This window comes from Pseudovibrio sp. Ad13 (genome assembly GCF_001623225.1).
GTDB lineage: Bacteria > Pseudomonadota > Alphaproteobacteria > Rhizobiales > Stappiaceae > Pseudovibrio.
The window spans coordinates 63,616-77,203 of record NZ_LMCC01000018.1 but is presented as its reverse complement, the minus strand read 5'-3'; the positions used below and the strand labels follow the sequence as shown (position 1 = coordinate 77,203).

Below are 13,588 nucleotides of genomic sequence, written 5' to 3'. Positions count from 1 at the left end.
CCGACTTCGGGCATGTTATTAGGGTCGCGAGGTTAATATGACAATCAACCTGAAAATGCCTGATATTCAGGAATTGAAGCCCAGGATCACCGTATTCGGTGTTGGTGGCGGTGGCGGAAACGCCGTAAATAACATGGTAACGAGCGGTCTTCAGGGCTGTGACTTTGTTGTTGCTAATACGGATGCACAAGCATTGGCACTTTGCCAGGCTGAGCGTGTTATCCAGATGGGCGTTGCTGTAACTGAAGGTTTGGGCGCTGGTTCCCAGCCTGAAGTTGGTGCAGCTGCTGCAGAAGAAGTTATTGACGAGATCAACGATCACCTGTCCGGCTCGCATATGGTGTTTATCACCGCGGGTATGGGTGGTGGCACCGGTACCGGTGCTGCGCCAGTTGTTGCTCGAGCTGCGCGTGAACAAGGTATACTGACCGTCGGTGTGGTTACCAAACCCTTCCAGTTTGAAGGGTCCAGACGTATGCGTGTTGCCGAAGCCGGCATCGAAGAGTTACAGCGTAATGTTGATACTCTTATTGTTATTCCAAACCAGAATCTGTTCCGCATTGCGAATGCACAGACCACCTTTGCTGACGCCTTCTCCATGGCTGATCAGGTGCTGTATTCCGGCGTTGCGAACGTCACTGACCTGATGGTCAAAGAAGGTCTCATCAACCTCGATTTTGCTGATGTACGCTCCATAATGCGTGGCATGGGTAAAGCGATGATGGGTACCGGTGAAGCATCCGGCGAACAGCGTGCCATCCAGGCTGCTGAAGCTGCGATTGCGAACCCGCTGCTTGACGAGACTTCCATGAAGGGCGCGCGCGGTCTGCTTATCTCCATCACTGGTGGTAACGACCTGACGCTGTTTGAAGTTGATGAAGCTGCGACTCGTATCCGCGAGGAAGTAGACCCAGAAGCGAACATCATTCTTGGTGCGACCTTCGATGAATCTCTGGACGGTATTATCCGCGTTTCTGTTGTTGCCACCGGCATCGACAAAGAGCTGCGTGAAGATATCTCTCCTGCAGAGGTTCGTATGGCTGAACTCACAGAGCGTCTGCAGAGCGCTACTACGCCTACGCCCAGTCCAGCGGTAGCTGCGCCGGTAGAAGTAGCTCCTGCACCCACCCCAGTTCGTGCGATGCGCGCGATGGGCTCCGCAGCAGCCGAAACACTTATGCACTCTGAGCCGGTTGCTGTTGCAACTGACCCGGAAGTGGAAATTTCTCCTTATCAGTCTCGTCGTTATGAGCCTGTGCATGAATATGATGCACTTGAGGAACCAACGCAGGCTTTTGATGAGCCTACCAATATTCCTGAGCCATTTATTCCACCTGTTGCACAAAAGGTAGAGCCTCAGACACGTATGCCACGTGTTGAAGACTTTCCGCCAATTGCACAGCGTGAAATTCGTGCGCGCACGGATGCTCCTGCTGCAGCGCCTGCACCACAGCCGGCATCTGCAACTCCTCAGCCAGCACCAGCCACTATGGCCCAGCAGGTTGAAGAGCATGATGAGCATCACATGGAAGAAGAGCGTCGCCCAATGGGTCTTCTGCGCCGTCTGACTGGTGGTCTTGGCCGCCGTGAAGATGAGCACATGGAGCACCATGAGCCAGTACAGGCAGATGCGTTTGCTGAGGCTCCACGCCAGCCAGCAGCGCCTCGTCCAACCGAGCCTCAGAATCACGGTGCAGCCGGGACTCTGGACGCTGGTGGACGCCCCGCGCCTGCACGCTCACAAATGATCGAAGATGATCAGTTGGAAATCCCGGCGTTCCTGCGCCGCCAAGCCACCTGATTATCAACAGAACTCGCGCCTCTCGAGCAGCAATCCGGATTTTTCCGGGTTGCTGCTTTGCGTTTTTAAATGGAATTGTCGGTAAATGTACCTAAAATTTTCAGGACGTTACAAACCGTAATAAAGCTTTATTTTATTTGGTAAGCTCCAAGAGCTATGTTCCAGCCAACCCGCAGAGGGTATTCGAAAGTAGTGGCTCGTGAGGTTCAGTATGTACCTGGAGCGGAATGATAAAGGCTGGAACAATATGGGAATGCGTGTCGAAAAACAGACAACGCTTGCGGACAGTGTAACCTTGAATGGTATTGGGGTTCACTCTGGCGGTCCAGCTTCCATTACACTTCACCCAGCAGACGCGAACTCCGGCATTGTTTTCCATCGTAGCACCAAGGGTGGCTACGTGCAGACGGAAGCAAACTGGAAGGAAGTCACTGCAACATCTTTGTGCACCGTACTTGGTGATCCTCATGACAGCGGCATCTCTACCGTTGAGCACCTGATGGCTGCTCTGCGCGGTATGGGCGTTGACAATGTGACCGCTTACATTGACGGACCTGAGATGCCAATCATGGATGGTAGCTCCGAAGCATTCGTTGAAGCTATCGACCGCGTTGGCCTGAAAACGCTCGGCACAAAGCGTCGCTTTATTCGCATCAAAGAAAAAGTTCGTTACGTTTCCGGTGATCAGTGGTGTGAACTCAACCCGTTTGACGGCACCCGTTTTGACATCACCATCGATTTCGATCACGAGAAAATTGGTTGTCAGCAGCTCAAGTTTGACCTGACACCTGATTACTTCCGTGATGAAATTTCCCGTGCCCGTACCTTTGGTAGCGTGCAGGATGTTGAGAAGCTCTGGAAGCTTGGCTTTGCCATGGGCTCTTCCCTAGAGAACTCCGTCGCTCTTGACGGTGATCGCGTTCTGAACCCTGAAGGAACCCGTTGGGCAAACGAATTCGTACGTCACAAAAGCCTTGATGCGATCGGTGATCTTGCTCTTGCTGGTCTGCCTATTTTGGGCGAGTACCGCTCTTACAAAGGCGGTCACCGTATGAATCACTGCATCCTTGTGGAGCTTTTCAAGAACCCGGATGCTTTTGAAATTGTCGAAGCTGATGTTGCACTGGTAGATCGTCATGCACGCGAAAAAGGTCATGCCGAGTTGATTGGCGGACTGCAGGCTGCAGCATTTGGCCCTAACGTCTCCTGAGGCTAAAATAGTTATTCAACGGTTTTTGCCTCTATTCCGACATAAATTCGAGGCAAATGCTGTGGTACTACGTGACGTTATCCAAACATTGAGATAGAAGCGTGAACTGGGAGGGATTTTACCCGAATCCCAACACGATAGGAGTCGGAAACATTGCTGCGTTCAGATGCTGCCGGGACTGCTTTGGGGGCTAATCGCCTCAAAAGAGCGATTAGATATACCTCTTTGGCGATGGCACTCGTTATTGCGGGCTGTGCAACCAAGGATGATGTTGATGATCTTGCGCTGGATGAAACTCCTGCGGAAGTAATGTTCAATGAGGCTTTGGCTCTTCGTGCATCTGGCGACGTACAAGCGTCTGCGAAAAAGTTCTACGAGCTTGACCGCATCTATCCTTACTCCGAATTCGCGCGTAAATCGCTGATCAATATTGCTTACCTGAACTTCAAAATGGGTAAGTATCCTGAAGCGATTTCCGCTGCTGAGCGCTTTACCTCGCTTTATCCTGGTAACGATGATTCCGCCTACGCGCTCTTCATTATTGGTGAGTCCTACTTCCGTCAGATCCCAGATGTGGGTCGTGACCAGGCTGTGACCGCCAAAGCATTGGACGCAATGCGTGAAGTTGTTCAGCGTTACCCAGATTCTGAATACACCAAGCAGGCTCGTCAGCGTATCCGCGCGACGGAAGATCAGCTGGCTGGTAAGGAAATGGAAGTTGGCCGATACTATCTGGCGCGCCGTAACTACCTTGCCTCTATCAACCGCTTCAAGACTGTGGTGAGCAATTATCAGACCACCCGTCACGTTGAAGAAGCGCTCTATCGTCTGACCGAAAGCTATTACGCACTTGGTGTGACGAACGAAGCACAGACAGCTGCAGCGGTGCTGGGACACAACTTCCCGCAGAGCCAGTGGTACAAAGATGCGTTTTCTCTTTTGAAAAAGGGCGGTCTGGAGCCACATGAGAACAAAGGCAGCTGGCTTAGCAGGGCATTTGGGGATATGAAACTCCTTTAAGCCTTTCAAGGAATCGGAGTTTCCTAGACTACCATGCTGGCATCGCTTTCTATTCGGGATATCGTTCTCATTGATAAGCTGGATTTGCATTTCAGCGACGGCATGAGTGTTCTGACGGGTGAAACCGGTGCAGGTAAGTCTATTCTTCTCGACAGTTTGAGCCTCGCCCTTGGTGGGCGAGGAGACGCCGGACTGGTTCGGCATGGTCAGGACCGCGGTCAGGTGAGCGCGGTTTTCGACGTTCCAATGGCGCATCCTCTGCGCACCCTTCTTCAGGAAAATGAATTAGAGCACGACAGCGACATCATCTTGCGCCGTGTTCAGGCATCGGATGGTCGTACCCGTGCGTTTGTGAATGACTCGCCCGTGAGTGCTGGTTTGCTGCGGCAGATCGGAGAGTTGCTGGTTGAGGTTCATGGGCAGCATGACGACCGCGCCCTGATTGATCCTGAGAGCCATCGTCAGCTGCTGGACAGCTTTGGCGGGCTGGAAGGTGATGCTGCAAAGGTTGGGCAGAGCGCGAAAGCGGTTCGCACTGCCGAGAAAGCCCTGAAAGACCATGTTGCTCGCATTGAAGAAGCCCGTCGTGAGGCGGATTATCTGCGCTCCAGTGCTGATGAGCTGAGCGCGCTTGATCCTCGTGATGGGGAAGAGAACGAGCTTGCTCTGCGTCGTCAGGATATGATGCAGGTGGAGAAGATTGCAGGCGATCTGCGTGAGGGCTATGAGGCACTTGACGGACCAGCCTCTCCAATCCCTGAGCTTTCCAGTTTGTTGCGCCGTCTTGAGCGCAAAGTTGATCTTGCACCGAACTATCTGACAAGTGTGGTTGAAGCCATCGGCGGGTCTCTGGACCAGTTGGAGGAAGCGCGCGGTGGTTTGGAGCAGGCGCTGCGTGACACGGATTTTGACCCGCAAGAGCTGGAGCAGACGGAAGAACGTCTGTTCGCATTGCGGGCTGCGGCTCGCAAGTATTCTGTACAGCCGGATGACCTTGCTAAACTGCGGGCCCAGATGGAAGGTGACCTTTCCGATCTGGATGCAGGTGAAGAGAAATTGCAGGCGCTGGAAAGCGCTGTAGAGGCGGCCAAGCAAACCTATGACAAGCTGGCGGCTGCGCTGTCAAAGAAGCGTCAGAAAGCTGCCAAAGGCCTTGAGGCTGCGGTTCATGCTGAGCTTCCGGCACTGAAGCTGGAACGGGCGCGGTTTATCATCAATATCGAGAGTGATGTTGAGCAGCGCGGGCCGTCCGGTATCGACACTGTCGAGTTCTGGGCGCAGACCAACCCGGGTACTCGTCCGGGGCCTATGTTCAAGGTTGCTTCGGGTGGTGAACTCTCCCGCTTCCTGTTGGCGCTGAAGGTGTCGCTGGCAGATAAGGGCTCGTCTCCAACACTGGTGTTTGATGAGATCGACACGGGTGTTGGCGGTGCCGTGGCTGAAGCAATTGGCGTGCGTCTTGCCCGCCTTGCGAACAGTGTTCAGGTGCTGACGGTTACGCATGCACCGCAAGTGGCAGCGCGTGCCAATGGTCACTTCCTGATCCGTAAGGATGAGGTGGAGAAGGACCGTGTGGCGACACGTGTGACTGAGATCGCCGAGGGTGACCGACACGAAGAGATCGCCCGCATGCTCGCCGGTTCCACCATCACCGAAGAAGCCCGTGCCGCGGCCAAGCGTCTTATGGGCCAAGAAGAGCTGATTTAAGCCTCCTACTTCGATCGGAGTTCCTGCAACACATAAGGGTAAACTTGATCCTCTCCTATGATAAGTTATTGACTTACTTATAGCCTCAGGTACCCGGAATCGCGTCTCCGACGATACACAGGTAGACTGTCACAAAGTAATTGCCCGTGTGTTGGCTCATTCCATCATATCGAAAAAGCTCACCCCTCCCGCAAAATCGCTGATGGCCAAGAATTGCCGGTGTAAGCTTCTTTGTCTCTGATCACTCGTACTCCGGCTCCATATAGATGGTGAAGCGGAGGGCGAGGATGATGGCAAGGGTTTGAGTGGCGGAGATGCCGAGCATGATGGCGATCTGGTATTGGACCGCCTCGATCGGGTTGAAGCCGCCGAGAATCTGACCTGTCATCATTCCCGGCAGCGAGACCAGTCCCAGTGTTGCCATGCTGGCGATAACGGGGGAGGCGGCTGCGCGCAGGGAGGCTTTGACGAGTGTTCGCCGGGCTTCCAGTTTGGTCGCACCCATGGTGGTGAGCAGCTCGATGTGTTCCTTATCTTCCGGTGTTCTCAGGTTGAACCGGCGCAGGGCGATGACCAGTGACCCCAAAGCGTTGCCGAGCAGCATGCCGGCGATTGGGATGGTGACTTGCGCAGAGTACCACGGCACAGGGCGGCTGAGGATTACGATGAACATCAGCAGCACTGGCAGCATGGCAATGAGTATAGCTGCCGTGAGCGGGGCTGCTGATTTGAGGCGGGGCATTTGTGCACGACCAGCCGATGTGATCGCGGCGATTGTTGCCATGGCGACCAGCCAGAGCAGGTTGAGGGCCAGATTGTCCAGATCGAAGACGGTTTGCAGATAGAACCCGATGACCAGCAGCTGAATGCTCATGCGGGCAATGGATATTGCCAGATCCCGGGAGAGGTCCTTCAGGCCCATGGTCCAGAGCAGGGACAGTGGGATGATTGCTATGAGATAAAAAAGAGCCAGATCACTCCACGCGACATTTGAGGTCATTGCACGCGCTCCTGTGAGCCTGGCTGTGCTGGTTCAGGCAGTTCAATTACCTGATCAATCTTGCTTTGAAGGTGGGCGTCGTGGGTGACAGCCAGCAGTGTCTTGGTGTTTTCCATCAAAAGGTCACCACAGGCGAGGGCATGGGCTTTGTCGAGGGCTGCTGTGGGTTCGTCTGCAATCCACAAAGGGCGTTGCAGAAGCAGCGCGCGGGCGAGCGCGAGGCGTTGACGTTCGCCGCCAGAAAGGCTGCTTGTCGCCTGATCGAGTGCTGCGTTGGGCAGGCCCGCTACGTTAAGAGCCTGAAGCATCTGAGTATCTGATGGCTTGCGTTTGTGATTGGCTTGCAGCTCAAACGGTGCCAGCAAGGCCTCGCGAATATGGTCTGCCAGAGGGCTCACGCGTTGAGGGAGCCAGTTAAGCTGTTTGTGGAGCTGCGTTCGTCCTCCCGCTGTGTAAGAGAGGCCATTGAAGAGCAGCTCGCCTGCCTCCGGTTTATCCAGCCCTGCGAGAATGCGAAGGAGAACTGTTTTGCCACGACCGGAAGGGGCACGGAGGCACAGTTTATCGCCTTCATACAGCTTGAAAGAATAGGCGTGAAAGAGCTGGCGTCCTTGCTTGGTGACTGAGATATTTCGAGCCTCGATAAGAGGCACACGCTTTGCGTCCTGAGGGGCGGCCATTGGAACTCCTGATTGCAGGAGGGAGAGTTCCCTAGTTGCCTTGGAAAATCAAGGAGGGAGTGGTGGCCATGGTGTTTTTGGAGTGGACCTTATTTGGGTGAGCCAAGGTCATGTGCTTGTTGAGTGCAAGGGGCATGGTCTGAGCCGATGCCCCCACAAAAGTACCTAATTAAGATTCTAAGGCTTTAGCTTTGTTCATTAGTTTCATCTCAACAGGCGTCAGCTTACGTGTACCTGTGCCGCGCTTGAGATTGAAAGTAACCGGGTTTGGATAGTGGTCCAAAGATGCGCCGGTTACTGTATCAACACCTATGCCGATGATGCCGCCGATGAGAACATTGCCAACCATGCCAGCTGCACCTTTGCCGCTGACGCGAGTATCAACATCGATGACCTGAGACTGATAGCCCGGTGCAGATGCCTTCAGAGTAAGTTTCTGACTTCGCGGAACATTGATGACACACGGTCCAACGCAAGTATGCGCTGTTGTTGATGTGATCTTCGCGTTTGCTGGCTTTACGTCGATTTTGATGTCTTCAGTTGTGCCGCGAACAACTGTGCCGCAACCGGCCAAGAGAATGCTGGATGCTGCGACGCCAGCTACAAAATAGGATTTCATTTCCCAACTACCCCAAATTTACGTTGAGGCTAATTAGGCAGATGTCACAATTCAGTCAAATTTCTTAATAATTTTTCTGGTGATATCATTATCGTCAGGTTGTAAGATTAATAACTATTAAATTTTTAAGGAGTCCTGAGGTTATTGTCGTTGCTCTCGAATTCTCGCAAAACATTGTTTCATTTCCCTAAGATATTCTTAAATTACGTAGCGTATTCAAATAATTAACTTGGTATCTTCTAAACTCTCCGGCAACCAAGACTTTATACTTGCGCATATTCTCATCCGAAAACCGGAACCACTTACGGGGATATGCATAGATGGAGGCCGGTAGATGTTTATCTCGTTCGCCCGCTTACAGATCTATTTTGTCATCGCGCTGCTGCTGATTGTGGTGGTTTATCCGCTGTATCTGTTTGGATCGGTGATGGGCCTTGACGGATTCGATCTGCGCAGGGTGGGGGGCGACTTCTACCAGTTCCTGCTTGCCTCTCGCATGGCTGTGGCGGGGCAAGCTGCGCAGCTTTATGACTTTGGCTGGTTTTATGATGAAGTACAGCGCAATGTGGCTGGTGGCTCCGGCTTTTACGCGTGGGTGCATCCGCCAAGTCTGCTGGTCTTTCTGGTCCCGCTGTCTGGGTTGACCTATCTCCAAGCTTATAGCCTTTGGATGGGGATGGGAGCTTTGCTCTCGTTTTCGGTCGCCTTTAGCCGTAAAGCGCCTATTCGTGCGTTCACCTTTTTCATTTTTGCTCCTGCAACACTGGTGAACCTGTTTTACGGCCAGTTTGGCATGCTGGCGGGCGGGTTCCTTTATGGCGGGCTTCGTTTGCTGGACCGTCATCCGGCGTGGGCGGGGGTGTTGCTTGGCTGTGTTTCCATCAAGCCTGAGCTGTTCATGCTGATACCGATCATATTGATTGCCCATCGCAGTATCATCGCGCTGTGTGCGTGTGTTGCGACAGTGGCGTTCCTTGTTGATGCCTCGGCTGTGTTCTTTGGGTCTGGTCTTTGGTGGATCTATCTGGATACGGTTCCGTCCTTACTGGCAACAGTCATGGACCAGGGTGAGGGCAGCTTTCTCTATCTGATCCCATCTGCGTTTGGGGCGATGCGGGCGCTCGGGTTTTCTGCGACGGCTGGATATCTGGTGCAATTGCCTTTCACTGTTCTGGCGTTCGTGGTGGTGTTCTGGCTGTTTATGTGTGAGCGTGAACCGATCGCCCGTAATCTTGCGGTGACGCTGTGTGTTTTGCTGGCAACGCCTTTCCTGTTCCTCTGGGACTATGCAGTTCTTTCTCCGGCGCTCTACCTTTATGCGACACGCACTGGTCTGTTTGATGATGATGCAGATTCCCCGTTTGTGGCGCCGCTCCTTTTGTTTGCGGTTTATCTTTTGCCAATCGTCAATATTGCGCTGGCGGCTCATGGCTTCCCGGTGGGGCCAATCTTCACCGCGCTGGCGTTGGCTGCTGTGTTGACGCGGATGGTTGGTATTGATCAGATGCAAGTTAGTGTAGGGGATGAACCAGAGGAGGGGGATAACTCCCTTTCTGATGAGCGTGAAAAGGATGAAGGGCTCGGGACAACCTGAGCCTTGGCCGTCCGTTACATAGGAACGCAGGTTTCACGTAAAAAACGCAGATCAACGCAAAATCAGACAAAGCAACGTAAACTGCGTAAAGTCATGGACCAACTTTTCTCGGGTCCAGAGTAATTCCTGTCTAAATCCTAACTGTTCTGGCTGGTGTGTTATTCCCGGTGGCGATAAGACTAATGCCCAGTTGATGATTAAACAGGTGAGTAAACCGGTGAGCCTTGCTGATACCTCTCAAAAAGAAATTGAAGCCCTGAACGCGGATGAAGCTGCGCTGGAGCTGGAGCGGCTGGCGGGGCTGATAGCTGAGTATGATGCAGCCTATCACACCAAAGATGCGCCGATTGTTGATGATGCGACCTATGATGCGCTGCGCCGCCGGAACGAGGCTTTGGAAGCTGCTCATCCGGAACTGGTGCGCGCAGACAGCCCGAGCAACCGGGTTGGGGGTGCTGTTGCGGAAGGCTTTGGCAAGGTCACTCACGCCGTACCGATGCTCTCGTTGGACAATGCGTTTTCTGACGAGGATGTGCAGGACTTCATTGGCAAAGTGCGGCGCTTCTTAAAGTATGACCCGTTGATGGGTGCCCTCGCGGTGACGGCTGAGCCAAAGATTGATGGCCTTTCCCTTTCCTTGCGCTATGAGAGCGGCAAACTGGTTTATGCTGCAACCCGTGGTGATGGCACCACTGGTGAGAATGTGACAGCTAATGCGCTGACCATTAAGGATATTCCGCAGGTGTTGCCTGCGGGTGTGCCGGATGTGGTTGAAGTGCGCGGCGAAGTTTACATGAGCCATGCGGACTTTGCGGCACTGAATGCGCGTATGGAAGCCAATGGCGGCAAGGTGTTTGCAAACCCGCGCAATGCGGCGGCAGGGTCTTTGCGTCAGCTGAATTCCGAAATCACCAAGACGCGTCCACTCAAGTTCTTCGCCTATGCCTGGGGGGATATGAGTGAGGTTCCTGCTGAGACACAGATGGGCATGGTGGAGCTGTTTGGGCAGTGGGGCTTCCAGATCAACCCGCTGATGAGGCGCTGTGAGAGCGCTGAGGAACTCCTGAAAGTCTATCATGGGATCGAGGAGGATCGCTCCGGTCTTGGCTATGATATTGACGGCGTGGTTTACAAGGTGGACCGGCTGGATCTGCAGGGCCGTCTTGGCTTTGTATCGCGCTCACCGCGTTGGGCGATTGCTCATAAATTTCCAGCAGAACGTGCGTTTACAACGCTCAATGCCATTGAAATTCAAGTGGGACGAACGGGTGCATTGGCTCCGGTTGCAAAGCTGGAACCTGTCACGGTTGGCGGTGTTGTGGTCTCTAATGCCTCTCTTCACAATGAAGATTACATCAAAGGCATTGGTCAGGATGGTGAACCCATCCGAGATGGCAAGGACATCCGTGTTGGTGATACGGTGATTATCCAGCGTGCCGGTGACGTTATCCCACAAATCGTGGACGTGGACTTGAGTAAACGGGCAGAAGATTCGGTTCCGTTTGAGTATCCCGTGAATTGTCCGGCCTGTGGTTCTCATGCCGTCCGCGAAGTCAATCCGAATTCCGGCAAGGTTGATGCTATTCGCCGTTGTACAGGTGGATTGATTTGTCCAGCGCAAGCGATTGAGAAGATTAAGCATTTCGTTTCCCGTAACGCCTTCGATATTGAAGGACTGGGCGAGAAGCAGGTGGAAGCGTTCTACGAATATGACATGGATAAAGGTGGGATTCGCACACCAGCGGACATCTTCACGTTAGCGGAACGGGACAAGAGTTCGCTTAACAAACTGCGTTCGCGTGAGGGGTTTGGTGCTGTTTCTGCGCGTAAGCTGTTTGAAGCTATTGATAGCAAACGGCAAATTGAACTAAATCGTTTGATTTTCGGGCTTGGAATTCGCCATGTTGGAGAGGGAAATGCCAAGCTTCTGGCTCGGGCGTACTCCTCCTGGAGTGCATTTTCTGATGCCATGATTGCAGCAACTGATGCAACTTCAGAAGCTTACCGTGAACTCAATGACATTGACGGAATTGGCGGTACGGTTGCCAATGCTCTGGTCGAGTTCTTTGCAGAGGAACATAACCGCGACGCGCTTGCTGCACTGATTGACCAGATCACCCCGCTTGATGTGGTTGTTGCTGATAGCTCTGACAGCCCCGTTGCTGGAAAAACACTCGTGTTTACAGGTAGTTTGGAACGCATGAGCCGGGATGAGGCGAAGGTACGTGCGGAAAGTCTGGGTGCGAAAGTGTCTGGTTCTGTTTCCAAGAAAACCGATCTGGTGATCGCGGGTCCGAAGGCCGGGTCCAAGCTCACTAAAGCACAGAGCCTTGGTGTTCAGGTTATCTCCGAAGATGACTGGTTCGAGTTGGTTGGCGATCAATAGCAAAAGAGCGAGGGAGCTTTGGGGCTCCTCTCGCTGCATTGGTAGACTTGCGGCGAGCCTACTTCTGCGCCAGTGTTGCTCTTAGGCGGACAGATGCTTCGGCGCGTCCGCCGATATAGAGCATCATGTTCTTACCATCTGTCTGCACGCTCATGGGGATGGTTTTCTCGATCTGCTTTTTCAACGGGTCGTAGTCTGCTTCAGCTTTTTCAAGTGCTTTCAGAGCACTGTCGTATTCCTGGATCTTCTTTTTGACTGCAGGCTGGAGCTTGAGCAGTTTTTTGAGCTCTTTCGCTGTATCGCGATAGTTGGGATCAGTTTTGGGGTCTTTTTCCTGCTGCTTCAGCTGGCTTTCGAGCACTTTGAGCATTTTGTGTTTTGTCGAGATGTCCTCTTCCAGTGACTTGGAGGCCTGAACAAAGCGGAAGGTTCTTGCTTTCTCTTTTTCAAGTGCGGCAATGTTCGTTCTGGCTTTCTTCATATCCGGCGCGTCTTCGACATGATTGTCGTAGGTCAGCCGGATGGCTGCCTTGCCCTGGAAAATGAGTTTGTCGAAGCTTGCAGTGTCCGTCGCGTGGATGTTCATCCGACGTCTGATTTCAGCCCAGATGCTTGTGCGGTTTTTATAGAAATCATCGTAGTTCTTATATCTGCAAATGACCTTCGGCATATCTCAAGCTCCATTCCAGTTGCGGTCAGATGTTCTCCAGAAGCAACATCCTTGGCTAAGAGAGTGGGCAGGAAATCTTAGCAAGATCTCTCGGGAGACAGCGATAATTGAGCCAAATTTGAAGATGTGATCGTTGGGTTGGCTGAATTTGACAGGAAAACACCAGTGGGGCCGGAGCGCACCACTGGTGTTTTCTGAGATGTTTGAAGGAGTTGCCTAGCCGATTTGCTTGCGGATCTCTGCCAGCATCGCCAGATGGGTATGAATGAAAGCGACCAGAATGGTTGCTGTAGCCACATCCACGTTCACAGGTTTTTTACCGGATTCCGGTGATTGAACCTTCAGCAAGTCCTCATGACCAGTGATTTCAGCGGAGATGTACAGACGGTCAAAGTCCTCACCGTTTTCGGCCTCCAGCTTCTTGTAGATGTCTTCCAGAGCGGCGGGACGCGGGGGAGGTGTGGCGCCTGTGGATTCAATCACTTTTGAGACCGCAGTTTGTTCTTCGCTTTCCAGATCTGCAAACTGGCGCACCAATGGATTGCTGGCCTTCATTGTCGCCATTTTACTGATGGCAAGTGAGAAGGGGCTGATTGTCAGCGTCTTGTTGGTGTAATCGGTGGAGCCGTGGTGGTTGGCCTGGGCGGAGGAAACCAGAGCAGGTGCTGCCAGTAAAGAACCGGAGATGCCAATGAGGGCGTTCCGACGTGTCATGTGTAACTTACCAGTATTCATAGTTTTTCTTTCAGGTTGTTACAGTGTTGTTTGTCTTTCGGAAGTGAAGATATTCCCGTTGCTAAGCTGAGTTATTCTCGTTGGCAGGTATACGCATACTTCCTCTTTAAAACACTAAAGGGCCTCCCGGATTTCAAGTAACTCAGAACAAGCTTGATAAAACATC

11 protein-coding genes are annotated in these 13,588 nt (G+C 52.8%); 6 read left to right on the top strand and 5 right to left on the bottom strand.

What is annotated here, in order from left to right; translation table 11 throughout:
* The first annotated feature begins 37 nt into the window (after positions 1 to 37).
* The 4 genes from ftsZ (at position 38) to recN (ending at position 5,738) form a co-directional block, all read left to right on the top strand.
* A complete protein-coding gene (gene ftsZ / locus PsAD13_RS21940) occupies positions 38 to 1,801 on the top strand; it encodes a cell division protein FtsZ (RefSeq protein WP_063319472.1) in 1,764 nt (587 codons plus the stop codon).
* Positions 1,802 to 2,048: 247 nt separating this feature from the next.
* A complete protein-coding gene (gene lpxC, locus PsAD13_RS21935; RefSeq protein WP_057465827.1) occupies positions 2,049 to 3,011 on the top strand; it encodes a UDP-3-O-acyl-N-acetylglucosamine deacetylase in 963 nt (320 codons plus the stop codon).
* Positions 3,012 to 3,164: 153 nt separating this feature from the next.
* Positions 3,165 to 4,031 (top strand): outer membrane protein assembly factor BamD, encoded by an 867-nt coding sequence (locus PsAD13_RS21930; RefSeq protein WP_057465730.1) that lies wholly within the window; start codon positions 3,165 to 3,167, stop codon positions 4,029 to 4,031.
* Between the two features lie 33 nt (positions 4,032 to 4,064).
* Complete coding sequence (gene recN / locus PsAD13_RS21925; protein WP_063319471.1) at positions 4,065 to 5,738, top strand: DNA repair protein RecN; 1,674 nt, start codon at positions 4,065 to 4,067, stop codon at positions 5,736 to 5,738.
* A 241-nt stretch (positions 5,739 to 5,979) separates the two neighbouring features.
* Here recN and PsAD13_RS21920 read toward each other — a convergent pair whose 3' ends face one another.
* The 3 genes from PsAD13_RS21920 to PsAD13_RS21910 form a co-directional block, all read right to left on the bottom strand.
* Positions 5,980 to 6,738, bottom strand: coding sequence for an ABC transporter permease (locus PsAD13_RS21920; protein WP_063319470.1), 759 nt, complete (start codon positions 6,736 to 6,738; stop codon positions 5,980 to 5,982).
* Positions 6,735 to 7,418 carry an ATP-binding cassette domain-containing protein gene (locus PsAD13_RS21915; RefSeq protein ID WP_063319469.1) on the bottom strand — a complete coding sequence of 228 codons (684 nt, stop codon included), beginning with the start codon at positions 7,416 to 7,418 and terminating at the stop codon, positions 6,735 to 6,737. Before PsAD13_RS21915 ends, PsAD13_RS21920 begins: the two co-directional genes overlap by 4 nt.
* A 169-nt stretch (positions 7,419 to 7,587) precedes the next feature.
* On the bottom strand, positions 7,588 to 8,037 hold the full coding sequence (locus PsAD13_RS21910; protein WP_063301498.1) for a hypothetical protein: 450 nt from the start codon (positions 8,035 to 8,037) through the stop codon (positions 7,588 to 7,590).
* Between the two features lie 334 nt (positions 8,038 to 8,371).
* On the opposite strand from PsAD13_RS21910, the gene PsAD13_RS21905 reads away from it, so the two are divergent.
* Positions 8,372 to 9,631: a glycosyltransferase family 87 protein gene (locus PsAD13_RS21905; RefSeq protein WP_063319468.1), complete on the top strand. Its 1,260-nt coding sequence runs from the start codon at positions 8,372 to 8,374 to the stop codon at positions 9,629 to 9,631.
* A 217-nt stretch (positions 9,632 to 9,848) separates the two neighbouring features.
* Positions 9,849 to 12,017: an NAD-dependent DNA ligase LigA gene (gene ligA / locus PsAD13_RS21900; protein ID WP_063319617.1), complete on the top strand. Its 2,169-nt coding sequence runs from the start codon at positions 9,849 to 9,851 to the stop codon at positions 12,015 to 12,017.
* A gap of 58 nt (positions 12,018 to 12,075) precedes the next feature.
* Here ligA and PsAD13_RS21895 read toward each other — a convergent pair whose 3' ends face one another.
* Positions 12,076 to 12,687, bottom strand: a complete 612-nt coding sequence (locus PsAD13_RS21895) for a hypothetical protein (RefSeq protein ID WP_057465734.1) — start codon at positions 12,685 to 12,687, stop codon at positions 12,076 to 12,078.
* Between the two features lie 216 nt (positions 12,688 to 12,903).
* Positions 12,904 to 13,401 carry a DUF4142 domain-containing protein gene (locus tag PsAD13_RS21890; protein ID WP_208986867.1) on the bottom strand — a complete coding sequence of 166 codons (498 nt, stop codon included), beginning with the start codon at positions 13,399 to 13,401 and terminating at the stop codon, positions 12,904 to 12,906.
* Between the last annotated feature and the right edge of the window lie 187 nt (positions 13,402 to 13,588).

Coding starts and splice junctions, on each gene's coding strand:
- ftsZ (WP_063319472.1), top strand. CDS start 38: ATGACAATCAACCTGAAAATGCCTGATATTCAGGAATTGAAGCCCAGG.
- lpxC (WP_057465827.1), top strand. CDS start 2,049: ATGGGAATGCGTGTCGAAAAACAGACAACGCTTGCGGACAGTGTAACC.
- recN (WP_063319471.1), top strand. CDS start 4,065: ATGCTGGCATCGCTTTCTATTCGGGATATCGTTCTCATTGATAAGCTG.
- PsAD13_RS21920 (WP_063319470.1), bottom strand. CDS start 6,738: ATGACCTCAAATGTCGCGTGGAGTGATCTGGCTCTTTTTTATCTCATA.
- PsAD13_RS21915 (WP_063319469.1), bottom strand. CDS start 7,418: ATGGCCGCCCCTCAGGACGCAAAGCGTGTGCCTCTTATCGAGGCTCGA.
- PsAD13_RS21910 (WP_063301498.1), bottom strand. CDS start 8,037: ATGAAATCCTATTTTGTAGCTGGCGTCGCAGCATCCAGCATTCTCTTG.
- PsAD13_RS21905 (WP_063319468.1), top strand. CDS start 8,372: ATGTTTATCTCGTTCGCCCGCTTACAGATCTATTTTGTCATCGCGCTG.
- PsAD13_RS21895 (WP_057465734.1), bottom strand. CDS start 12,687: ATGCCGAAGGTCATTTGCAGATATAAGAACTACGATGATTTCTATAAA.
- PsAD13_RS21890 (WP_208986867.1), bottom strand. CDS start 13,401: ATGACACGTCGGAACGCCCTCATTGGCATCTCCGGTTCTTTACTGGCA.